This window comes from Shewanella sp. SM21 (assembly GCF_025654335.1).
Taxonomy (GTDB): Bacteria; Pseudomonadota; Gammaproteobacteria; order Enterobacterales; family Shewanellaceae; genus Shewanella; species Shewanella oncorhynchi.
In genome coordinates, this window is the sequence record NZ_JAKKRL010000007.1 from 197291 (window position 1) to 218612 (window position 21322).

Sequence of the window (21322 nt, forward strand, 5' to 3'; positions counted from 1 at the left end):
TTCAGCATATGCCAAAAAAATTAATTAAAAGATTTATGCCTAAGCCTGAAACCTTGCGTGAGCATAAACACTTACGCATGTTCGGACGCTTGTTACATAATCCCAATCTATGGGCACTTAATCGAAAATCCGCCCCAGGCGCATTTGCCGTAGGGTTATTTGTCGCTTGGATCCCCATGCCATTTCAGATGGTTGTTGCAGCGGCTTTTGCCATTCTATTTAACGTTAATATTCCTGTTTCAGTTGCATTAGTATGGATAACCAATCCCTTAACTATGCCAGTGATGTTTTATGGGGCGTATTTGCTCGGAGCTAAAATACTCGGCCATGCTCCGCAAGATTTTGCCTTCGAAGCAAGTTGGCAATGGATTGAAGCATCGCTTGCGACTATAGGTCCGGCATTCTTACTCGGGTGTCTCGTGCTAGGAGTGGTTTTTTCCGCTGTCGGTTATTTGCTGATTAATAATCTGTGGAAATATTCAATTATGTTTAAGTGGCAGAAACGCAAGAATAAATAATCTTTTATATTCAAACCGCTTATGTTGGTACAACGATTGAGTCAAGGTAACAGCATAAGCGGATTAACACATTCGCTCTCGCTTCCCTTTTGTTCATCATGTGAATCACCTTTTACAATACAACCACGTTAACTCCACTTTGCGCCGAATTTAAGATCGTACATATCTGTGAATTAAATCACACAGCGGCGCCTAGCTTTTCCCTAAAAACAGATTTTTGCTGTTACTATTTATAAAAACATCAAGTAGGGAATATCCATGCCTTTTTATCATCAATATGGTTCTAAAAGCCTTAAAGCCGTTGAACACTTAGTCCTATTTATTATTGCCATTGCCACCGTTGTCGCAATAGGCCAAGAAATTGTGCATATCATCTCTGTACGTATGGTCGCACTGGCCGATTTACTCTTGTTATTTATTTTCTTAGAAGTGTTAGCCATGGTGGCTAACTACTATGAATCCGGTAAGTTACCAGTACGTATGCCGCTTTATATTGCGATTGTCGCCTTGGCCCGTTACCTAATCTTAGATATGAAGAGCATGGAAGACTGGCGTATCGCAGCAATATCATTATCGACGCTAATTTTAGCGGCAACCGTGATTGTGATTCGTTGGGGCCAATTAAAAATGCCTTATCCAAAAAATCAAGAATACGACAATTAATCAAATACCTGAGTTGGTGCTATTGAAACCTAAATCAATGGCACCTGCTGTTCTCGTTTTAAAACTATTATCAAAGACCTAGCTTTCACATTGGTATTCTGCCAAAAAGCAATTATGCTAGTTTTACTGAGATCAATAATTTACGGGGCAATTGAGTTATGGGTAACCATACTAGTGGTTTTGAAGAAAAACGCACATCACTGCGAGTCGACATGGAAGCAGAGCGCGTGGTCTTGAATTGGATCGACACTCAAGGCATGAAGCAAACTGATGAAGGTGTGTGTATCGACTTAGCAAGACGCGGCATTTTATTCGATTATAAAAATCCGTTTGCACTCGGGGAACTCATCGAAGTGACCTTTAATCCCAATTCAACCCAACAAAATACCGTTAAAGGACAAGTCTGCCGTTGTGCGAGATGCCATGACCAAAGCTACCATATTGCTATGCAACTGCTTTAATTTAACTTAAATTTCGCAGCTTTAATGGCTCTGTTCTACACTCAATGAATTGAACAATTCATTAAGGGGCGTCTGTATGATCTTGCTGGTAGGTGGTGAAAAAGGTGGTAGCGGAAAAAGTTGTCTCGCTCAAAATCTTGCCGTTTATATTAAGCAAAAATTTCAGGCAAACGTCCTCATGGTCGATTGTGATCCCCAACGCACGACTTCAGATTGGATCCAAGCAAGAAATAATGATCCAAGCCTCCCAAGCATTAATTGCATCCAACTTTACGGCAAGATTCGTAATGATTTACTCAGCCTCAATGAGCGTTTTGACTACGTAATTGTAGATTGTGGTGGCCAAGATAACTTAGCCATGCGCGCAGCTATGTCGGTAGCGACTTATGTTGTTATCCCCCTCAGACCCAAAAGACGCGATCTCAAAACATTACCCCACATGGAAGACATGCTAAGTACTTGTAAGATGGTGAATCCTAAAATGATCGCGACTATAGTGCTAACCCAATGCCCAGCGCTTCCCACACAGTTTAAACGCATTTTAGAAGCCAAAGATGTGGTGCAATCCTTTGGACTAAGAGTGCTAAATTCAGTTACATTTTGCAGAAATATTTATGATGACAGTGAAGAAAGAGGCTCTTCAGTCGTCGAAATAGAACCCGATGGGAAAGCAGCCGATGAGATCCGCGCCATAGCGGATGAGTTATTCGCAATGCCACCAGAAAATAGCTATGAGCTTAACTGATCTTAAACGTAAGAAACCTAAGCAAATCATCAAGCCGGTTTCTGTCGATGATTTCATTGAAGATGCCAATAACTACGCCTTAGGTAAGGCGAGTTTATTAGCCGCGCCCACCACACACACCACTGTTAAGGGCTTAGATAAAAAATCGACTAAGATTTATCGCCACGCGACCTTTACCCTCACTGAAAACAGCATTTCTCAGCTTGACGCCCTATCGAAATCCACCAATATTGCAAAATCTCGATTACTGCGTATTTTGATCAATGAATTTACCCAACTCACCCCCGCACAGCAGGAGCAAATTGCAAATAAGCGCCACGATGAAACCTGAGCTTCAACAAACCGATTACACGTCTAAGTGACTAAAAACTAATCAACGAAATAAAATGAGTACGCTATGTCACTGTGTATTATACCAATCACATTAAATAGTTAGTCAGTTCAGAGCCTCACTGGCATCTCAATCCAAGGCGCATTGATGCAGAAATGGTCATTCCCTTTTAAGTAATGCAACACCGGAGTGGGATGCCTGTGTGGCTCCCGAAGGCGGCTGATGTTAATGGCATCGCGCTTTATACTGCGTTTAAGGCTTTTGACAGAGCACCGCTATGCCTTCAAGCCTTCGCCTTGTCTAAAGCTAGTTAAATTCCCGCTGAATGAACAGATATTTAATACGATGGGTATTAATGCTCACAATTTCGCCCAGCTACAAGTTGAATACCTTGGGACGTTTCGTAAAACTTACCTTTACCTATAAGTAACTCAATTAATGCTTCGGCACTCAAATCAGTTGCACTACAAGTATGGTATCGAGCCGCCGAGCCAAACTTTTGCTCCATCATGAAAATTAATTCAGGCTTTATAATAGCGGCCCCTTGAGCTACCATCAGCGCCATAACATCATGACCGTGAACAGAATTGGACATATGTCCTCCTAAAGATGCAATATTATTGTTCTTTATATCCTAACGGTTAAATTCGAACCCTGATCTCGCGCACAAACTTTCAAATAGGGACGACTGCGCCGACATCTGTGACGATAATGTGAGCCATTATGTCTTTGATCCTATTACTGACCCAACAGATGTCGCTGTACTTAGTGATCGTTTACTTAGTCAGTAAAACGCCACTGTTTAAACTGTTTGCCGAAACGTCTCCTCGTCTGCCACATAAGATTTTTATGTATCTGATTTTTTCGAGTTTCTGCATCATGGCCACTTATTTTGGTGAGCAAACCTCGGGAGCGATTGCCAACACTCGTGCTATGGGCGCAGTTTTAGGCGGATTATTAGGAGGACCGGTTACTGGTTTTCTGGTGGGGCTGACTGGTGGGCTACACCGCTACAGTATGGGCGGCTTTACTGATATAGCCTGCGCCATCTCCACCACCTTAGAAGGCTTATCCGCAGGGATGATAAGCTTCTACTTAAGACGCGCAGATAAAAGTGAGCTCATCTACAATCCATTACTCGTTTGCCTAGTGACTTTTTATGCTGAAATGATGCAAATGAGCATCATACTTTTGGTCGCACGCCCCTTCGATGATGCATGGGAATTGGTACGTCAAATCGCGCCGCCCATGTTATTAGTCAATTCCGTGGGAGCAGCACTCTTTATGAGCATGATCCGTGACCAAAAAACCATGTTTGATAAACTCTCATCGAGCTTTTCGACTAAAGCATTAAAAATTGCCGAACGCAGTGTCGGATTACTATCCAAAGGATTTAACGAAGAAAGTAGTAGTCACGTCGCCCAAATCGTCATCGAAGAAACCAATGTGGGTGCAGTGGCCATCACGGACAGGGAAAAACTGTTAGCCTTTATTGGCATAGGCGCCGATCACCATCTCCCTGGTACACCGATTTCGTCCAAAATAACCTTAGAAGCCATCAATCAAAATAAGGTCATGTTCGCCGATGGCGTTGAAACGCCCTATGCATGCTCTATTTCTTCTCATTGCCGTCTAGGGTCAAGTCTAGTGATCCCGCTGCGCAGTGATACCGAAGTCATTGGCACGATTAAACTCTATGAGCCTAAGAATAAACTTTTTTTGAATATCAACCGTACTTTAGGTGAAGGTATTGCCCGCCTGTTATCGAACCAAATTCTTTATGGGCGTTTTGAGCAACAGCAAAATCTACTGACTCAAGCCGAACTTAAATTGCTGCAGGCTCAAGTCAATCCGCACTTTTTATTTAATGCACTGAATACCATTAGCGCGATTATCAAACGTGATCCTGATATGTCTAAGCAGCTACTGCAGCAGTTATCGCAATTTTTACGGATCAATTTAAAGCGAACGACAGGCTTAGTGACGCTTGGGGATGAGCTAGATCACATAGCGTCCTATCTCACCATTGAAAAAGCGCGTTTTATTGATAAATTGCAAGTCAGTATCGCGATACCTGAATCACTCTACCACTGTAAAGTCCCCGCCTTTACCCTGCAGCCAATTATTGAGAATGCCGTAAAGCACGGCACTTCGCACATGATTGAGCAAGGGCAGATTAAAGTGACTGGCAAGCTCGAAAATGATGTGCTGGAGCTAGAAGTCACAGACAATGCCGGGTTGTATCAGCCCATTGAGGGCTCAGAAGGCCTAGGGATGAACTTAGTGCATAAGCGAATTCAAAATATTTTTGGCGAACAATACGGCGTGACAGTGGAGTGCGAGCCCGATCAATTGACTCGTGTCACCATAAGATTGCCCATAGAAAGCCCTGAAACATCAAATATGGATAACCGCACGTGATCACTTGTTTAATTGTCGATGATGAGCTGTTTGCTCGTGAAGAATTAGCTGACCTTTTGGGGCAAGAACACGACATCCAAATCGTCGGTCAATGCGCCAATGCTATTGAGGCATTACAGAGCATAACCAAAGAAAAACCTCAGTTAATCTTTCTTGATATCCAAATGCCACGCATTTCGGGCATGGAACTTATTGCAATGCTCGACCCCGATGACATGCCGAAAATCGTGTTTGTCACCGCCTACGACGAATTTGCCGTCAAAGCCTTCGACAATCATGCCTTCGATTATTTACTCAAACCCATAGATGCCGACAGACTCAGTAAAACCCTCACTCGTGTGCGTAAAAATCTAACGCCTCAGGCTATGGACTCCATTACCCCAAAGAGTCTTGAACATATTCCCTGCTACAGCGGCAATAAACTCAAAGTCATTGCAATCCAAGATGTGGAATATGTGTTCAGTGACTTAAGCGGCATCCATGTGGCCAGCACGAAAGGCAAAGTCCATACCCAGTTGACCTTGAAAGTGTTCGAAGAAAAAACCCCACTGGTGCGCTGCCATCGGCAGTATTTGATTTCACCTAAGGCGATTGCTGAAATTGAGCTGTTAGATACAGGGGCTGAAGTCACCACTCATTTAGGCGATAAAGTACCCGTATCACGCCGCTATCTTAAAAGCCTTAAACAGCTATTTGGCTTTCAATAAACACAATCCAAAAGTCATCTTAGCAACGTATTTTTAGCCATAAGATAGCCAACAACACTCACCGTTAACATACAATGGTAACCACTTAAGCTCACCAATTGCCGCTCACACTGCATTTTCGACCACTCATTGAAATTGCAAAGTTTTATATCAACAACTTGTTTACACTCGCCAGAACTCAAATGGGGAGATAACAAAAATGATGTGGTTCCTACTCTGTGTCGGTCTACTGATCGGCGGCTACTTTATCTACGGCGCTTTTGTCGAGAAAGTCTTCGGCATTAACGCTAATCGTCAAACACCCGCTTTCAGTCAAACTGATGGCGTCGACTTTGTGCCTATGTCTAAAGGCAAAGTCTATCTAATTCAATTATTAAACATTGCAGGCGTAGGCCCAATCTTTGGTCCTATCTTAGGTGCACTCTATGGTCCTGCAGCCATGTTGTGGATTGTAGTTGGCTGTATCTTTGCAGGTGCAGTACATGACTACTTCTCCGGTATGTTGTCAGTGCGCAATGGCGGTCAATCCGTGCCAAACCTTGCGGGTAAGTATTTAGGTAAGAGCGCCAAACACTTCATGAACGTGTTTGCTATTGTGCTGTTACTGCTCGTCGGTGTGGTCTTTATCTCTGCGCCTGCTGGCTTACTTGGCAAGCTTACTGGCTGGGATGTCAGTATCTTCGTTGGTATAATCTTCGTCTATTACCTGATTGCAACTGTGGTACCTGTCGATAAAATTATCGGTCGTCTGTACCCCTTCTTTGGCGCTTTATTGTTCTTCATGTCGTTTGGTTTAGCTTTCGCAATTATGCTATCAAGCGAGCATACCTTACTGCCTAACGTACAAGCGGGCGATTTCTTCCAAAACTTAAATCCGAACGACATGCCACTTTGGCCTGCCCTATTCATCACTATTGCCTGTGGCGCAGTATCAGGTTTCCATGCAACTCAATCACCGTTAATGGCCCGCTGCGTTGAAAACGAGACGAATGGTCGCTTCGTCTTCTTTGGCGCCATGATTGGCGAAGGCATTATCGCATTGCTTTGGTGTGCCATCGCGTTGTCTTACTTTGGCGGAGTAGAAGGGTTAAGTGCGGGTATGTCAGGTAACCCTGCCAACGTCGTCTATGAGGCCTCTACTGGTCTGTTAGGCGCTATCGGTGGCTTTATGGCTATCCTAGGGGTGATTATTCTGCCGATTACCTCAGGCGATACGGCTTTTCGTTCTGCGCGTTTGATTCTGGCTGAATTTTTCAACATGCCACAAATCTCACTACCAAAGCGCTTAGTGTTAGCTCTGCCACTGTTTGTTATCGGCGGCATATTGACCCAAGTGGACTTTGGTGTGATTTGGCGCTACTTCGGTGTAGCAAACCAAGCCACTGCAGTATTAATGCTGTGGACGGCTTCGGCTTACCTGCTACGACATAACAAACTACATTGGATTGCGACAATTCCAGCGATGTTTATGACCACTGTGGTTATCACCTTCCTACTGAACTCGTCAACCTTAGGTGCAGGTTTACCTATGACGGTATCAACCATAGCGGGCATAGTCACAACCTTAGTGATTACAGCACTCTTGATTGTGAAAACCAAAGGTAAAGGCGAAATTGATTTACCGGTTGAAACTGAGCTTAAAGAGACAGTCAAAGACTAGTCAAACAATTCAAATGACCAACCTAAAACAGGCGCTTTATTGCGCCTGTTTTGATCATACTGCTCCACCAATAACAGCTATCACAGGTTTAAGCTAGCAAGGTATTCAAGCTTGACTCGATACCATTCCACACTGTATCAGGCATACAAAACTGCTATACTCCCGCCATAGCACACTGCAACATGCATAATATGAATCAATCGAATAACCCGCTCCACGGCATTAAACTGGAAACGATCATCACTTATTTAGTCGAGAAATACGGCTGGGAAGAATTAGGTGAAAGAATTAATATCCGCTGTTTTACCCACGATCCCAGCATCAAATCCAGTTTACGTTTTTTGAGAAAAACAGAGTGGGCGCGGGATAAAGTCGAATATCTTTATTTAAGAGCCAATAAATTACCCTTGCCGCCACCTAAAGCGGAAGCGAGTCAAACCGCTAAGAAGCCTGCGGCAAAAATTGCGACGAAGAAAACCAATCAAACTCCCCCTGACAAGTCTGTTAAAAGCGATAAACCCAGCACAGATGACAAAATAAATAGCCATATTTGGGGTAACAGTTAATCTTCGCCCTCTGCAGCCATAAAACGTGAACAGCCCTCACTTAAGGGCAGTATTATCATCAGCTCTATCGCGCTTTTTGCCAAATAAGCCAAAAATTAGCTTCAGTTTTCCAATTAATGGCCGATAGCGATTTGAGTATCAACACAGTTTGCATCTAATGGAGTATGGAATGAGCATTAATGGAATAAACAGTGCCACAATCGGCTCAACTTTCACTCCGGTATCGAGCGCATATATCGCAGCAACTCCTGCCACAACAAAAACGGCGACTAATGAATCGACAGCAGATGCGCAGGATACTCAAGACACAGTCTCCATTTCTTCAGCCGGCCGCGCCGCATTGTCCGCAGATGTAGGTGCCCCTTTAAGAGACAATGCTGCAGCCAAAAAAGATGGAATAGAAAATGATGCGTCAGAAGAGCCCATGACGTTAATCGACCAACAGATCCAGAAAATAAAAGAGCAGATCAAAGCACTACAAAAAATGCTGGCCAAACTTAAAGGAGATGACTCTGAGGTTGCGGAGCAACAACGTAAGTTAATCCAAGAACAGATAATGCAGCTAAGTAGTCAAATAGCAACCTTGACTGATAAGAAGATGCGCGACGCGCAAAAGTCAGCTTAGACAAGATAACTTACCAATAGTCTTTGTAATACAGCCCGTAATGGATGATAACCTAGATAGGAAAGCTAAACATTAAACGCCAAACATTGAGCCCATCGCCACGACGATAACTAAATCCGATGCGATCAACACTCAATAATTCACCGCCTAACGGCTTAGAAAAGGCAAGGGAGAAGCCTGCCTCATAGCTGCCAGAAACAATAGTATCTTGCTCTATCTCGCTGATAAATCTGAGTTCATTGAAATACCAATAACCCACGGCAAAGATCCTTGGTTGCACCTGCAGATCCCACCATTGCCAGCGTGGTGCTAACCCTAAATCAACACCTGTTTGTAGTACTGCAAATTGATCCGAAAACTTACCATAGTGCTCACTGTACCCAGCAAAGCGTAATCTCGATACCCACACAGCATCCTGCCCTGCTAAGGTAAAGTCATACAAGCTACTGATCCCTGAGGCGATAATAGCAACGTTATCGTTTTTATCGAAGTTAGTGCCAAAACCGATATCTAAATACCCTTCCATTCGAGTATTTTCGCTCGCCTGCCAATGATGCTCAAAACCTGGGGTAACTGTCATAGTGCCTATCGACGACGGTAACTCGCCTTCAGTGATATCTTTGGCTAAATAATCAAAAAAGCCAAAGGAGATAGGTAACCGTAACCAAGTTTGGCTACCGCTATCTTTCTTCAAATCAAAAGTTAACGGAATACTAACGACGGTGGCATTTTGGTTTGCAGCGCGGTAAACGCCAGTGCCAAGATAACTACCAAAGGCGTAAACAGAATTTGGATTAGTGCTAGTTTCTATCGGATTACTACCATTAGCATTATTAGGTGCATGATTGATAGAAAAGTCGGAATAATCCGCTTGAGATGCAGATATAAATGTATTTGTAGCAGAGACACTATCGGCAAAGGTGGTAGGAATAACGCTCAGTAATGCCAAGCACATTAGCGACAAGCTTAATAGCAACCGACTGAAACAATGGCTCAATTGACTTAAACCTTCCTCATTTTTAACTCAATCGGTCGACTCATCATGATGACAAAACTACTTATTTTCATCCATAAAATGATATTCAGACATCATGTGTCCAAGCTCAGTGGATTTAGTTTTTAAGTACGCTTCGTTATAACGATTTTTACCAACTTGCAGCGGTACGCGCTCAACCACTTCGATGCCAAACTCCTTCATCGCTTTCACTTTACGCGGATTATTGGTCATCAAACGCACATGCTTCACCCCTATCTGTTCCAGCATAGGCTTGATCATGTCGTATTTACGCATATCCGCTTCGAAACCGAGTTGCTCGTTGGCTTCAACCGTGTTGGCGCCTTTATCTTGCAGCTCATAGGCGCGAATTTTATTCAGCAAACCAATGCCACGGCCTTCTTGGCGTAAATAGAGGATAAAGCCACTGCCCGTTTCCGCAATATTTTGCATGGCAGCTTGTAACTGAAAACCACAGTCACAACGCAAGCTAAATAAAGCATCGCCGGTTAAACACTCGGAATGAATACGGCCCAACACAGGTTCATCCGCACTGAGCGTACCGAATGTGAGCGCAACATGCTCTTTACCTGATTCGGTATCTTCAAAACCATGCATGGCAAACACGCCCCAAGGAGTGGGTAACTTTGACGTCGCGACATATTTTATCGACATACTTAACCTTAACGACAACTCTCATTCCATGAGACGAATAAGATCCCTAGAAACAAAACGAGGATTAGGCACTTAGCCAACTAAGCGCACCATTCTAAAGTGTTTTCGAACAATCCAGAAATACTTTAGTGTTTTAATCAACTAAACCAAACATGAATGTCTTTTCGATGGGCAGCACGAAGGAATGGATTAAAACGAAGCAGTGCATTAAATACAAGGAGCACAAACACGTGATCGACACTCGATCCCGTGCCAGTGACATCCTATCCCACATTAAAATTTTGCGGGAGCGTATCCAGTAACTTCCGTTAGCCCCATTTCACGGCCGATAGCCGTCATAGGGTGGATTACCACAAGCCCTTTGACAGACTTTTTCAGTTTGCCCATGTCTGCTTGTTCCGCTTTTGTCAAAGCACGATGGAAAGGCAAACCTTTAATATCTGACCCTTGCTTATTCAATAAGCGGGTTTGTTGCCCTTTCACACTGCCGATTTGCTTAGTGACCGCAGCGATTTCGCGTTTGAACTGGGCAATAATGACGTCATCGCCTCTTTGTTCAGCCGCAGCAAGTTTACGACGAAATTTATCTAATTTATCGTTAAGCTGCTGCAGTTCTTGCTTTAAATTCATTCTGTTACCTTAAATTACCTAAGTTAGCCACAGTAAAATCTTAGCCTGATTATGCTAGCGTCTGTGTCAAGGCCTGAGATTATAGCAGCAAGTTACAGATCCTCGTTACCGCTTTTATAACAAACGAATGATCTGATTGCTGCTACCGCGAAAGACAAGACTCGGATCGGCAAGACTTTGTTCAAATTTTCCGTCCACCAGCACATCAATATAAGCCAACACGGCGCGCTGTTCATCACTCAACTCATCGAGCACATAACCTGTCCACAGCCAAATATCCTTCCCCTTACACTCAGCCTTGACTCGTTTGACGAGCGTCAAAATGGCACTGAGATTGACAGGCAATAAAGGATCTCCGCCCGAAAGCGATAAACCACGGCGCACAATCCGCTGATCATTGAGATCGGCAATAATCCTATCTTCCATCGTCCTATCAAACACATGCCCAGAACGGGGATCCCACGTGCTTTGGTTGTAACAACCGCGGCACTGGTGCTCACAGCCAGAGACAAACAAGGTCGCACGGGTACCTGGGCCATTGACCACATCGATAGGGAAATATTGATGGTAATTCATTGATGGTCACTCATAGTGCATTTCATCTTTTAACACTGACACTCATCCCGTGGCACTATTTGATGCCACGGAATAAGTCTAACAGGCAGAATAAGGTAATAGTGTTACAAGTGTTTGATCCTGCGTTTTACTTCTTCTTGCTTGCCATAATTAAAGGGCCGCGCATCAGGACTGCCTAAGTAACCGCACACACGGCGCGTCACAGAAACCCGACTAGGCTCATGATTGCCACACTTAGGGCAAGTGAACCCTTTACTGGTACAACTAAATTCACCGGTAAAGCCACAGTCGTAGCATTCATCAATTGGCGTGTTAGTGCCATAGTAAGGCACGCGGCTGTAGCTATAATCCCAGACGTTTTCCAGCGCTTCGAGGTTATGCTGCATATTGGGATATTCGCCATAACAAATAAAGCCGCCGTTCGCGATAGCGGGATATGGCTGTTCAAAATCAATTTTATCGTAAGGGTTAACACTTTTTTCCACATCGAGGTGGAAACTATTAGTGTAATAGCCCTTGTCCGTCACCCCTGTGACTAGCCCAAATTGCTTCGCATCCAGTTTACAAAAACGGCTGCAGAGACTCTCACTTGGCGTGCTATACAGACTAAAGCCATAACCTGTTTCGGCCTTCCATGCATCCGTGGCCGCTTTAAGATAGGCTACAATAGCGACGGCTTTTTCCCTCAATTGTGTATCATCAAATACATGGGTTTGGGGGCCATAGAGTGCATTCATGGTTTCATGCAGTCCAATGTAACCGAGTGAAATCGACGCACGGCCATTTTTAAAGATTTGCGCCACATCATCATCAGCGCGCAAGCGTACACCACAGGCGCCTTCCATATAGAGGATAGGTGCCACGCGGGCTTTAACACCGTTCAGTCGCTCAATACGGGTATCCAGTGCTTTACGAGCTAATACTAATCTGTCATCTAAAATGCGATAAAATTCAGCTTCATCGCCATTGGCTTCTAAGGCAATCCGCGGCAGGTTTAAACTGACCACTCCCAAATTATTGCGCCCTTCATGCACAAGCTCGCCATTTTCTTCATAGGTGCCTAAAAAGCTACGGCAGCCCATTGGGGTTTTAAATGAACCGGTCACTTTCTCGACTTGCTCGTAGTTGAGAATGTCGGGATACATGCGCATTGTCGCGCATTTGAGCGCCATCTGTTTTACATCGTAATTGCAATCGCCCGCTTTATGATTAATACCATCGCGAATCGCAAACACTAGCTTAGGGAATACTGCCGTCTTGCGATTTTTACCCAATCCCGCCATCCGCACTTTGAGCATAGATTGCTGAATTAAGCGTGATTCCCACGACGTACCTAAACCAAACCCAAAGGTCACGAACGGTGTTTGGCCATTGGCGGTGTGTAAAGTATTGACCTCATATTCCAAAGACTGGAATGCATCGTGACATTCTTTTTCAGTTTGCGCCGTGGCAAAGGCTTTGGCGTCGGTAATCTTCCAATTCAGGGCAATTTGGTAATGCTTGTCGTAGCTCTTAGCGACAAATGGCGCTAACACTTCATCGATACGGTTGATAGTAGTTCCGCCATAGATATGACTCGCCACTTGGGCAATAATCTGCGCGGTCACCGCTGTCGCTGTTGAAATAGACTTAGGGGTTTCAATTTCGGCATTACCCATTTTAAAGCCGTGGGTCAACATGCCAGCTAAATCAATCAACATGCAGTTAAACATCGGGAAAAACGGAGAGTAATCTAAGTCGTGGTAATGGATCTCGCCCGCTTCATGGGCAGCGACTACATCCTTTGGCAAAATATGACTCTTGGCGTAATGTTTGGCGACTATGCCCGCGAGTAAATCCCGCTGAGTAGGAATGACTTTTGAATCTTTATTAGCATTTTCATTGAGTAAAGCCGCATTGCTTTGCTCAACTAAACCACGGATTTCGAGGTTGAGTTTACTGGTCGCTTCACGGCACACATCTCTGTCGTGGCGGTATTCGATATACACCCGCGCCAGGGACTTGTACGGCCCTTCCATCAGTAAATTCTCAACCGCATCTTGTAGATGGTGGATATCGACTTCAGCTAATGGCGCGACGCTCTGACTGATACACGCTGCCACTGTCGCTGCATAGTCGCCATCCTCTATTCCAACTGAGTTTGCAGCGGCATTCACTGCATCCCTTATCCTTGTTTCATCAAAAGGTGTGCGGCAACCATCACGCTTAATTACGACTGGCATTGTTCAGTTCCTCTCCATCTCGCCTAAAAATTAACACTACATCTAGTGATTTTAAAAGCATAAAACACAATATGTAGAGCATTAGGCTACAATGACGGTAAGGAGTCCATGATCCAGATCATAGTTTTTAGGATGAAATAAAAGAACAAACAAGAACTGCAGCTAGGCCCAATTATCTGAAAATTGCGCCTTGACCTGCTGATTAAACCCAGCTAGTTGAATGCGTGACAATTTGTGTTTATCACGCACTATGGATGTGAATTAACGTTTAGCAAGCGCAAGATAACTACTGAGTTGGCCCGATGCTGACTGATGCGCCCCCATAGATGAGGCGAGTTGCATCATAGATTTTAGCCCCTGCCACTGCTGCTTTTGAGCATCCGTAAGCGGAGGTTCAGAATTCAAATAATCCGTCAATTGGCTAAGGACTTTCGTGGCCTTCTGGGCTAGCACCGGCGACTGAGCATCATCCATATTGGTTAAGACGTTCTTAGCATCAACTAAGGTATTGATAAGAGGATTATTGGGTGATTTTTTAGCTAATGATTTGATTTCATCATCTAAAAAATCTTGCAACGATTGTTTAGTCGGCGTTGTTGTGCTCGGCACTGTAATACCGTTTTTCGATAAACGCTCGAGTTGCACATCCGATAAAATGCCATCTTTTTGTAAGCGCGACACCAATGCGGGAATATCGGCGACGCCAAATTGACCATCGGCAAAAAAATCCTTCGCCATCGATTGAATTTTCTGTGCGCGTTGCGCCCGTGGCGACAGCGCTATCTCATCGGTTTTACCTTTATCGGGTTTGGTAGCATCCGTCTGCGTTTTATTTGTTTCTGTCGTAGTATCGGTTTTAGCCGTGCTCGTCTTTTGGCTATTGGCACCATAAGCATCGGCGATACTGGCACTGCTGCGATTAAGATTAAAGGCATTTAAAATAGAATTCATCGTCAAAAATTCGGCGTCTAAGACTCAATGACGGTTTTAAAGCAAAAACTAAGCCAATCAAGTATTAATCAGTGCAACCCCTGAGTTAATAGCATCACTATGCATAAACTAACTTATATCTAGGACTGTATGTCTTCGATCAAGGCAAGACATTGCCGCCTTAGTAAATCGAGTGCCTCAGCGTCCATCTGCACTTTATCAAGCAAGGTTTGCTTCAAGGCAAGAGCTTCGTGCCTGATACCCTCTCCTTGACTTGTCAGAGTGATCAGCTTTTTCCGCTCATCTTCAATGCAGGCCAAACGCGTGATCAAGCCTTTTACCTCTAATCGCTTAACGATAGGCGTTAGCGTCCCCATATCGAGCTTAGTCGCCGCTGATAGCTGGGTTTGGCTACAGCCGTTTTGACGCCACAGGGTTTGCATCACCAGATATTGAGGGAAAGTTAACTCGTATGCCTCGAGTAGAGGCCGATAAGCACGCACTAATGCATTGCTCGCAGAATATAACGCGAAACAAACATTATCGGATAAACAGAGTGGAGCTTGGCTATGAGTCTGTTTTGTAGCGTCTAGCTCAGGTTGAGGTAAGCAATTCTGCACGTTTAAGCGCCTGTCATTTAAACATAACACTATCTTATCCGATCTGTCCCACCCCATCTAGTTTGCGCGCAAACTATTTGCATTCAATCTTAAAGCCACGTAGAGTTAACATCATTAGTTTGCGCACAAACAAAAAGTGATTTTTTATGAAGAGTATGACTGAAACCCGTGAAATCCATCTAGCTAGTCGCCCAGAAGGCATGCCTACAGCACAGAACTTTACTTTAGTAAATAAAGCGTTAGCACCTCTCGCTGATGGACAAGTGCTGATTAAAAATCTATGGATGTCGGTTGACCCTTACATGCGCGGGCGCATGGTTGATCGCAAGAGTTATGTTCCGCCCTTCGCCTTAAATCAAGTCTTAGAAGGCGGTGCGATTGGTGAAGTTATCGCGTCAAAAAACACCAAGTTCCCGGTTGGTACTAAAGTCAGCAGCATGCTAGGTTGGCGTGAACACGCAGTCACAGATACCGCAGGACTGACAGCTTTACCACTAACTACGCTTGATAATTCACATTTCCTCGGCGTACTCGGAATGCCAGGCATGACAGCTTGGACAGGACTGACTCACATTACAGATTTAAAAGCGGGTGAGACACTGTTCGTTTCCGCAGCCTCTGGCGCAGTAGGTAGCGTAGCCTGCCAAATTGGTAAACTAATAGGTGCTCGTGTAATAGCCTCTGTCGGTTCAGATGAAAAAGCTGAATTATTAAAAAGTTATGGTGTTGATGCGGTCATCAATTACAAGACTTGTGGCAATCTTACCCAAGCGTTGACAAAAGCCGCCCCAGAAGGAATTGACGTGTATTTTGAGAACGTCGGTGGCGAGCATTTAGCCGCAGCGCTGAGCAATATGAAAGATCATGGACGTATCGCTGTTTGCGGTATGATTTCGCAATATAACAACACAACTCCAACACCTGGCCCTGACAACTTAGCCCTAATTGTAATGCGAAAACTCAAGTTAGAAGGTTTTATCGTATCCGAACATTGGGCGCATTATCCTGAGTTCACCGCAAAAATGGCTCAATGGTTAGCGGAAGGCAAAGTCAAAGCAGAACAAACAATTTATCAAGGGCTTGAACAAGCACCTGATGCTTTTATCGGTCTATTTGAAGGTAAGAATCGCGGTAAAATGTTGGTAAAACTAGCCTAAGTCACCAACAAAGCGGTATAAACATCTCAATATGATATAGCAAATAGTCGGTATCGCGAAAGTGATACCGACTTTTGTTTATCTTGCAATCAAACGCTATCTATATGAAAGCTTTTGACTCTACATTTTGCATCATCAGCCTTTCCAGAGCGCAGCTTCAATCAAGTGGGCGACTTTCTCCACCGCCGCTTCGCCGGCGGCAATCGCCTCATCAGCACGATGAAACTCCATAGTGCCGATATTTCCCACCTCTGGCACAATACAAATATCTGGTGGATCGCCCATCAACCGCGCCCGCTTATGTCTTTGCTCTAAAATACCCATAGATTGCGACATCACAGCAATCATCCCCGGATTCGATTTAGTGCCGAGTGAAAACTTATCGGTTAGGTTGCTGACATAATCTCGGCCACGGGCGAATAAATCCATAAAGCCCGTTTCTTGTCGCGCTGGCATATCCATTTCAGCTTGGACAGTCCTTTGGCTGGTCATATTCACGGGTAACACTTGGATACGCCCAGAATGATAACCATATAAATCCACTGCAATCACTACATCAACACCCATGGCACGGCTGACCGAAACAGGAACAGGATTCACTACAGCACCATCGACTAACCAGCGATCTCCTTGTCTGACCGGGGCTAAAATCCCCGGCATGGAGCAAGAGGCCCGTACCGCTTGCCGTAAATCCCCTTCAGTAAACCAAATTTCCTGACCAGAGTATAAGTCAGTCGCGACGGCTGCAAAGGGACGATTGAGATTCTCAATATTCACATCTCCTATACGTGCATGCAGCACATCGAACACCTTGTCTCCGCCGATAAGCCCGCCTTTACGCCATCGAATATCCATCAAGCCAAGCACGTCCCAACTAGAAAAACTGCGCACCCATCTTTCTAACTCGGGTAAATGATCATGGGCGTAAGCGGCCCCCACTAAAGCCCCCACCGAACATCCAGCCACTTTATCGGGCTTAATACCCATGGCAGCTAAACCATTCAATACACCTATATGTGCCCAACCTTTCGCCGCCCCACTACCCAAAGCAATACCTACCGAAGGGGTTGTTCCGTTAGCCATAAATCATTTCTCCTGTAACTCAATGCAGTACACGATAACGTAAAATCCTGCCATATCCACTGTCAATCGGTAAAAACGACACAATTAAGAGGTTGTAACACCAATGTAAATAAATACAATCAACAGAGCATAAATGGCACACTTTCTACATCAATCCGTGCATGAAGCAGAGATAATCACCGATGTGGATAGCTGAGCAAGGGCGATTAAGGCTATAATCTGCCCTTACTAAGATTTAGGGGATATACCTTTGCAATTTACCGATTTTTCTCTGGACCAGCGTCTGCTTCAAAGCATAAAACATATGGGGATCACAGAACCCACCGCCATCCAGGAACAAGCACTGCCTATCGCATTGGCAGGTAAAGATTTAATGGCGTCATCAAAAACGGGCTCAGGTAAAACCTTAGCGTTTTTGTTACCCGCATTGCAAAGAGTCATTTCTACCCGCTCACTGTCGAAACGTGATCCTAGAGTCTTGATTTTATTACCGACCCGCGAACTAGCGCATCAGGTTTATAGTCAGCTTCGCCTGCTTGTCGCCAACACCCAATACAAGGCCATCAGCGTACTGGGCGGTGAAAACTTTAATGACCAAGCCAAAGCCTTAGCGAAAGAACCGCATTTTATTGTCGCGACTCCAGGCCGTATCGCCGATCATTTAGAACAGAAGCATCTTTTTCTCAATGGCTTAGAGTTATTAGTCCTCGATGAAGCCGACCGCATGTTAGATTTAGGCTTTGCCCCGCAGTTAAAAGCCATCAACGATGCAGCCGATCATAAACGTCGTCAAACGCTGATGTTTTCGGCCACGTTAGATCACGACGAAATCAATGATATCGCAGCAACATTACTAAAAAATCCAGCGCACGTGGCGATTGGCGCGGCTCACTCTGAGCATAACGATATTCATCAACGTATCTTTTTATGTGACCACTTAGACCATAAAGAAGCGTTATTAGCCCGTTTGCTCAAAGATGAAACCCATAAACAAGTGATTATTTTTACCGCGACGCGTCCAGATACTGAGCGCTTAGCCGCTAAATTAACCACGCAAGGTTTTGCAACCGCCGCACTCAGCGGTGATTTAAAGCAGGCCGCACGAAACCAAATCATGGACCAATTTGCCCGTGGCCAACAACAAGTACTAGTGACAACCGATGTCGCCTCTCGCGGCCTGGATTTGCTCAATGTGTCCTTGGTCGTTAACTTCGACATGCCTAAATTTGCCGAAGAATACGTGCATCGTATCGGCCGTACTGGTCGTGCAGGCGCAAAAGGTGATGCGATATCGCTCGTCGGGCCAAAAGATTGGGACAACTTTAAGAAAGTCCAAGTCTTCCTCAGAAAAACCTTTGAGATCAGCACAATTCCAGGCCTAGAAGCTAAATTTAGTGGTCTAAAAAGCAAAGCTAAACAAACGCCAGTAAAACGTGTTGCTAAAGCGGAGCTTGCTAAAGGTAAGAGCAAAAGAACCAAAGCAACCACACCAGCACCGTCGCGGGATAAGCGTTTCATCACGGGCGTGGATGTCGGCGATGCTCCTATGCGTAGAAAACCTGCTGCGGCACAATTACTGCAAGATAATGATACTGAAGAAGTTTAAAACTAATTTATGCATAAAGGCCGGTGGATTTAACATCAGATATTATCTCTGATACAAATCACATAGGCATGATCTAATACTGGAAATTGACATACTAAAATTATCAGTCTGTCGCCAAGCGAATCAAAAGCGCATGGTAAACACTGATCCTCATGTCATTTCCAGCTACAATAGCGCTATTATCGATATTTTGAAGGTGTAACATGAGAGTTTGTGGTGTTGAATTAAAAGGTGGCGAAGCCATTATCAGTTTATTGAGCTATGAAGGTGAAACCTTCAATGTGCCAGAATGCCGTAAGGTGTCTTTCACCGTTTCCCAATCTGCTACCACAGAAGCTATTCGTGAGTTTCACTTCGCTTTTCATAAGCTTATGCAAGATTATCGCGTTGATGAAGTTGTCATCATAGAACGTGAGCAAAAAGGTAAACTCGCGGGTTCAGCGACAAGCTTTAAACTTGAAGCAGCCATTCAATTAGGGGAATTACCCGTCAGTCTATTGTCTCCTGTCACTATCAAAGAGCAAAACAAGCGCAATCCACCCCAAGTTGATTTCGATAGTTTAGATCTTAAAAAAGTACAGCAGTTAGCTTTCGAAGCCGCTTATGCCCATCAAAATCGCCGAATTTTTGGCAAAGTATAAGTAATGTGATGAACTCAGGCTCCGAAGTCATTCGGAGCTAAATCCTCTATGAATCCATTAAAGTACTTAAACGGTTACAGCCCTGATATTCAGCAGCAGGTACAGCAACATCTCGATGCTGGCACATTACCCAAGCTATTGCTGAAACGTCATCCTGTCATACATAGCGTTCGTAGCGATAAAGCGCTGTACGACTATACTCAGACGATTAAAAATCAATTTTTACGCCAGTCCTCCCCGCTCTCAAAAGTGATATTTGATGACAAAATTAATATTAGCCATCATGCACTTGGCTTGCATTCTTACGTAGCACGAGTTCAAGGCAATAAAATCAAAGCGAAGAACGAAATTCGCATTTCTTCGCGTTTAAAGCGTGTGCCAGAACCTTTGTTGCGTATGGTCGTCGTACATGAATTAGCCCATTTAAAAGAAAAAGATCACAACAAAGCTTTCTATAATTTGTGTACCCACATGGAGCCGGATTATCACCAGTTTGAATTTGATTTGCGCTTATTATTGACTTGCATCGACGCTAACATATCCCCTTATTCTGCAGATAAAGTCGATACCTGACCTTCGTATATTTTTCGCCCAAAACTTGACTGATAATAGTTTTCATTTAGAATGTTGTAGTATCTAGTGCTGCAGAATACTGTAATGACAATGACGAAACAGAATATCGACAAACTCTTAAGCAAGTGGTGTAAAAAGCAAGCTAAAAAGTTACTCAAAACACAGGCGAAATCTGTTTCAAGTTCAGGAAAAGCGATTCCATCCTTATCTCGTCTGAACACCCTGACTGATAAATCTTTGACGAATAAAAAGGCTCAACGAAAGCACCTCACCCAATTACTCTCTAAGCATATTGCTCAGCAAGAATTTGCCCTTAGCAATAAATCAACACTCAAAAAACAATTAAAACTCGCAAAAGCTAAGTTTATTGCCGCAAATGATGCGACATTTTCATCGACTATTATTACTCGACTTTCTCCTTTACCCACAGAACACAGCTTTGCATTACGCCCCTTTAAAAAATCACCCTGCGGTGGCTGTCCCGCATTAAAAGGTAAATTGTGCAAGTGCGCATTAAAAGTGATGCAAAGGCGCCACGCAAGCTGATAGGCACTATTTAGCACTGCATATTTGGTTCTCTGTTCAGTCCTTAATAAAAAACGTTATAAGCTCTTCAGCCGCACAATTTTCCTCTTCGCAACCTTTTGAATGACTCGCTATACCACTTCTAACTGAAGATTCTATCTATTTTATCCCCTTATGTTTTATCGCCACGACTTCGAATCGAATAAATTTTAAGCTTTCATACAACTCGAACAGTACTCGTGATAGCAAAAAAATGCCTACCACAATAAGCATTTTGGAAACAAAAATGCCGATGAAATTTTCATTTCATCGGCATTGATAAACTCTTCTAGAAAATCAGTACTATTATTTATTCAAACTTTGATACTATAAATTCTATTAGCTTAGGTTTGG

Annotated in this window: 25 protein-coding genes; 16 read left to right on the top strand and 9 right to left on the bottom strand. The window is 44.0% G+C overall.

Annotated features, from left to right (window positions below):
- The first annotated feature begins 8 nt into the window (after window positions 1-8).
- From L5L94_RS11350 to L5L94_RS11375, 6 genes are all read left to right on the top strand, one after another.
- Complete coding sequence (locus L5L94_RS11350; protein ID WP_028760402.1) at window positions 9-518, top strand: DUF2062 domain-containing protein; 510 nt, start codon at window positions 9-11, stop codon at window positions 516-518.
- A gap of 258 nt (window positions 519-776) precedes the next feature.
- Window positions 777-1181: a phosphate-starvation-inducible protein PsiE gene (locus L5L94_RS11355; RefSeq protein ID WP_028760403.1), complete on the top strand. Its 405-nt coding sequence runs from the start codon at window positions 777-779 to the stop codon at window positions 1179-1181.
- Between the two features lie 158 nt (window positions 1182-1339).
- Window positions 1340-1642 carry a PilZ domain-containing protein gene (locus tag L5L94_RS11360; protein WP_263163206.1) on the top strand — a complete coding sequence of 101 codons (303 nt, stop codon included), beginning with the start codon at window positions 1340-1342 and terminating at the stop codon, window positions 1640-1642.
- 76 nt (window positions 1643-1718) lie between these two features.
- Window positions 1719-2387 carry an AAA family ATPase gene (locus L5L94_RS11365; RefSeq protein WP_028760405.1) on the top strand — a complete coding sequence of 223 codons (669 nt, stop codon included), beginning with the start codon at window positions 1719-1721 and terminating at the stop codon, window positions 2385-2387.
- On the top strand, window positions 2374-2718 hold the full coding sequence (locus L5L94_RS11370) for a replication protein RepA (RefSeq protein WP_263163208.1): 345 nt from the start codon (window positions 2374-2376) through the stop codon (window positions 2716-2718). The genes L5L94_RS11365 and L5L94_RS11370 overlap by 14 nt, the downstream gene beginning before the upstream one ends.
- Window positions 2719-2946: 228 nt before the next feature.
- Entirely contained in the window at window positions 2947-3144 is a 198-nt protein-coding gene (locus L5L94_RS11375) for a hypothetical protein (RefSeq protein WP_263163310.1), read from the top strand.
- On the opposite strand, the gene L5L94_RS11380 is transcribed toward L5L94_RS11375, so the two are convergent.
- Window positions 3071-3313 carry a YecH family metal-binding protein gene (locus tag L5L94_RS11380; RefSeq protein WP_263163209.1) on the bottom strand — a complete coding sequence of 81 codons (243 nt, stop codon included), beginning with the start codon at window positions 3311-3313 and terminating at the stop codon, window positions 3071-3073. The two genes, L5L94_RS11375 and L5L94_RS11380, sit on opposite strands and share 74 nt — an antisense overlap.
- A gap of 128 nt (window positions 3314-3441) precedes the next feature.
- On the opposite strand from L5L94_RS11380, the gene L5L94_RS11385 reads away from it, so the two are divergent.
- From L5L94_RS11385 to L5L94_RS11405, 5 genes are all read left to right on the top strand, one after another.
- Window positions 3442-5139, top strand: a complete 1698-nt coding sequence (locus L5L94_RS11385; RefSeq protein ID WP_028760408.1) for a sensor histidine kinase — start codon at window positions 3442-3444, stop codon at window positions 5137-5139.
- Complete coding sequence (gene btsR, locus L5L94_RS11390; protein ID WP_028760409.1) at window positions 5136-5846, top strand: two-component system response regulator BtsR; 711 nt, start codon at window positions 5136-5138, stop codon at window positions 5844-5846. The genes L5L94_RS11385 and btsR overlap by 4 nt, the downstream gene beginning before the upstream one ends.
- A 199-nt stretch (window positions 5847-6045) precedes the next feature.
- On the top strand, window positions 6046-7506 hold the full coding sequence (locus tag L5L94_RS11395) for a carbon starvation protein A (RefSeq protein WP_219252149.1): 1461 nt from the start codon (window positions 6046-6048) through the stop codon (window positions 7504-7506).
- Window positions 7507-7688: 182 nt separating this feature from the next.
- A complete protein-coding gene (locus tag L5L94_RS11400) occupies window positions 7689-8072 on the top strand; it encodes a VF530 family protein (protein WP_263163212.1) in 384 nt (127 codons plus the stop codon).
- 169 nt (window positions 8073-8241) lie between these two features.
- The gene (locus tag L5L94_RS11405; protein ID WP_263163214.1) at window positions 8242-8697 is read left to right on the top strand and encodes a FlxA-like family protein; all 456 of its coding nucleotides are present in this window, start codon (window positions 8242-8244) and stop codon (window positions 8695-8697) included.
- 52 nt (window positions 8698-8749) lie between these two features.
- Here the strand turns inward: L5L94_RS11405 and L5L94_RS11410 are convergent, their stop codons facing one another.
- The 7 genes from L5L94_RS11410 to L5L94_RS11440 all read right to left on the bottom strand — a co-directional run bounded on the left by L5L94_RS11410 (window position 8750) and on the right by L5L94_RS11440 (window position 15344).
- The gene (locus tag L5L94_RS11410) at window positions 8750-9694 is read right to left on the bottom strand and encodes a hypothetical protein (protein WP_263163216.1); all 945 of its coding nucleotides are present in this window, start codon (window positions 9692-9694) and stop codon (window positions 8750-8752) included.
- Window positions 9695-9751: 57 nt separating this feature from the next.
- The gene (gene ribA / locus L5L94_RS11415) at window positions 9752-10366 is read right to left on the bottom strand and encodes a GTP cyclohydrolase II (protein WP_006087423.1); all 615 of its coding nucleotides are present in this window, start codon (window positions 10364-10366) and stop codon (window positions 9752-9754) included.
- A gap of 273 nt (window positions 10367-10639) precedes the next feature.
- Complete coding sequence (locus tag L5L94_RS11420) at window positions 10640-10996, bottom strand: YibL family ribosome-associated protein (RefSeq protein ID WP_028760414.1); 357 nt, start codon at window positions 10994-10996, stop codon at window positions 10640-10642.
- A gap of 114 nt (window positions 10997-11110) precedes the next feature.
- Complete coding sequence (nrdG, locus tag L5L94_RS11425) at window positions 11111-11572, bottom strand: anaerobic ribonucleoside-triphosphate reductase-activating protein (RefSeq protein ID WP_105252903.1); 462 nt, start codon at window positions 11570-11572, stop codon at window positions 11111-11113.
- Window positions 11573-11676: 104 nt separating this feature from the next.
- Window positions 11677-13794 (bottom strand): anaerobic ribonucleoside-triphosphate reductase, encoded by a 2118-nt coding sequence (gene nrdD / locus L5L94_RS11430; RefSeq protein ID WP_263163218.1) that lies wholly within the window; start codon window positions 13792-13794, stop codon window positions 11677-11679.
- 261 nt (window positions 13795-14055) lie between these two features.
- On the bottom strand, window positions 14056-14745 hold the full coding sequence (locus L5L94_RS11435; protein WP_173245565.1) for a hypothetical protein: 690 nt from the start codon (window positions 14743-14745) through the stop codon (window positions 14056-14058).
- 119 nt (window positions 14746-14864) lie between these two features.
- The gene (locus tag L5L94_RS11440; protein WP_263163220.1) at window positions 14865-15344 is read right to left on the bottom strand and encodes a MarR family winged helix-turn-helix transcriptional regulator; all 480 of its coding nucleotides are present in this window, start codon (window positions 15342-15344) and stop codon (window positions 14865-14867) included.
- 146 nt (window positions 15345-15490) lie between these two features.
- Here L5L94_RS11440 and L5L94_RS11445 point away from each other — a divergent pair, with 146 nt between their 5' ends.
- Window positions 15491-16501: an NADP-dependent oxidoreductase gene (locus L5L94_RS11445; RefSeq protein ID WP_263163221.1), complete on the top strand. Its 1011-nt coding sequence runs from the start codon at window positions 15491-15493 to the stop codon at window positions 16499-16501.
- 135 nt (window positions 16502-16636) lie between these two features.
- Here the strand turns inward: L5L94_RS11445 and rssA are convergent, their stop codons facing one another.
- Window positions 16637-17584, bottom strand: coding sequence for a patatin-like phospholipase RssA (gene rssA / locus L5L94_RS11450; protein WP_263163223.1), 948 nt, complete (start codon window positions 17582-17584; stop codon window positions 16637-16639).
- 250 nt (window positions 17585-17834) lie between these two features.
- Between rssA and L5L94_RS11455 the strand changes: the two genes are divergently transcribed.
- From L5L94_RS11455 to L5L94_RS11470, 4 genes are all read left to right on the top strand, one after another.
- The gene (locus tag L5L94_RS11455) at window positions 17835-19190 is read left to right on the top strand and encodes a DEAD/DEAH box helicase (protein WP_173496518.1); all 1356 of its coding nucleotides are present in this window, start codon (window positions 17835-17837) and stop codon (window positions 19188-19190) included.
- 203 nt (window positions 19191-19393) lie between these two features.
- The gene (locus L5L94_RS11460) at window positions 19394-19831 is read left to right on the top strand and encodes a DUF3010 family protein (RefSeq protein WP_028760422.1); all 438 of its coding nucleotides are present in this window, start codon (window positions 19394-19396) and stop codon (window positions 19829-19831) included.
- Window positions 19832-19879: 48 nt separating this feature from the next.
- On the top strand, window positions 19880-20404 hold the full coding sequence (locus L5L94_RS11465) for a M48 family metallopeptidase (RefSeq protein WP_168823683.1): 525 nt from the start codon (window positions 19880-19882) through the stop codon (window positions 20402-20404).
- A gap of 90 nt (window positions 20405-20494) precedes the next feature.
- Window positions 20495-20950 (top strand): hypothetical protein, encoded by a 456-nt coding sequence (locus tag L5L94_RS11470; protein ID WP_173248655.1) that lies wholly within the window; start codon window positions 20495-20497, stop codon window positions 20948-20950.
- Window positions 20951-21322: the final 372 nt, after the last annotated feature.

Excerpts from the sequence above, each read along its gene's own strand:
- L5L94_RS11350 (WP_028760402.1), top strand. The coding sequence starts at position 9 with ATGCCAAAAAAATTAATTAAAAGATTTATGCCTAAGCCTGAAACCTTG.
- L5L94_RS11355 (WP_028760403.1), top strand. The coding sequence starts at position 777 with ATGCCTTTTTATCATCAATATGGTTCTAAAAGCCTTAAAGCCGTTGAA.
- L5L94_RS11360 (WP_263163206.1), top strand. The coding sequence starts at position 1,340 with ATGGGTAACCATACTAGTGGTTTTGAAGAAAAACGCACATCACTGCGA.
- L5L94_RS11365 (WP_028760405.1), top strand. The coding sequence starts at position 1,719 with ATGATCTTGCTGGTAGGTGGTGAAAAAGGTGGTAGCGGAAAAAGTTGT.
- L5L94_RS11370 (WP_263163208.1), top strand. The coding sequence starts at position 2,374 with ATGAGCTTAACTGATCTTAAACGTAAGAAACCTAAGCAAATCATCAAG.
- L5L94_RS11375 (WP_263163310.1), top strand. The coding sequence starts at position 2,947 with ATGGCATCGCGCTTTATACTGCGTTTAAGGCTTTTGACAGAGCACCGC.
- L5L94_RS11380 (WP_263163209.1), bottom strand. The coding sequence starts at position 3,313 with ATGTCCAATTCTGTTCACGGTCATGATGTTATGGCGCTGATGGTAGCT.
- L5L94_RS11385 (WP_028760408.1), top strand. The coding sequence starts at position 3,442 with ATGTCTTTGATCCTATTACTGACCCAACAGATGTCGCTGTACTTAGTG.
- L5L94_RS11395 (WP_219252149.1), top strand. The coding sequence starts at position 6,046 with ATGATGTGGTTCCTACTCTGTGTCGGTCTACTGATCGGCGGCTACTTT.
- L5L94_RS11400 (WP_263163212.1), top strand. The coding sequence starts at position 7,689 with ATGCATAATATGAATCAATCGAATAACCCGCTCCACGGCATTAAACTG.
- L5L94_RS11405 (WP_263163214.1), top strand. The coding sequence starts at position 8,242 with ATGAGCATTAATGGAATAAACAGTGCCACAATCGGCTCAACTTTCACT.
- ribA (WP_006087423.1), bottom strand. The coding sequence starts at position 10,366 with ATGTCGATAAAATATGTCGCGACGTCAAAGTTACCCACTCCTTGGGGC.
- L5L94_RS11420 (WP_028760414.1), bottom strand. The coding sequence starts at position 10,996 with ATGAATTTAAAGCAAGAACTGCAGCAGCTTAACGATAAATTAGATAAA.
- nrdG (WP_105252903.1), bottom strand. The coding sequence starts at position 11,572 with ATGAATTACCATCAATATTTCCCTATCGATGTGGTCAATGGCCCAGGT.
- nrdD (WP_263163218.1), bottom strand. The coding sequence starts at position 13,794 with ATGCCAGTCGTAATTAAGCGTGATGGTTGCCGCACACCTTTTGATGAA.
- L5L94_RS11435 (WP_173245565.1), bottom strand. The coding sequence starts at position 14,745 with ATGAATTCTATTTTAAATGCCTTTAATCTTAATCGCAGCAGTGCCAGT.
- L5L94_RS11445 (WP_263163221.1), top strand. The coding sequence starts at position 15,491 with ATGAAGAGTATGACTGAAACCCGTGAAATCCATCTAGCTAGTCGCCCA.
- rssA (WP_263163223.1), bottom strand. The coding sequence starts at position 17,584 with ATGGCTAACGGAACAACCCCTTCGGTAGGTATTGCTTTGGGTAGTGGG.
- L5L94_RS11460 (WP_028760422.1), top strand. The coding sequence starts at position 19,394 with ATGAGAGTTTGTGGTGTTGAATTAAAAGGTGGCGAAGCCATTATCAGT.
- L5L94_RS11465 (WP_168823683.1), top strand. The coding sequence starts at position 19,880 with ATGAATCCATTAAAGTACTTAAACGGTTACAGCCCTGATATTCAGCAG.
- L5L94_RS11470 (WP_173248655.1), top strand. The coding sequence starts at position 20,495 with ATGACGAAACAGAATATCGACAAACTCTTAAGCAAGTGGTGTAAAAAG.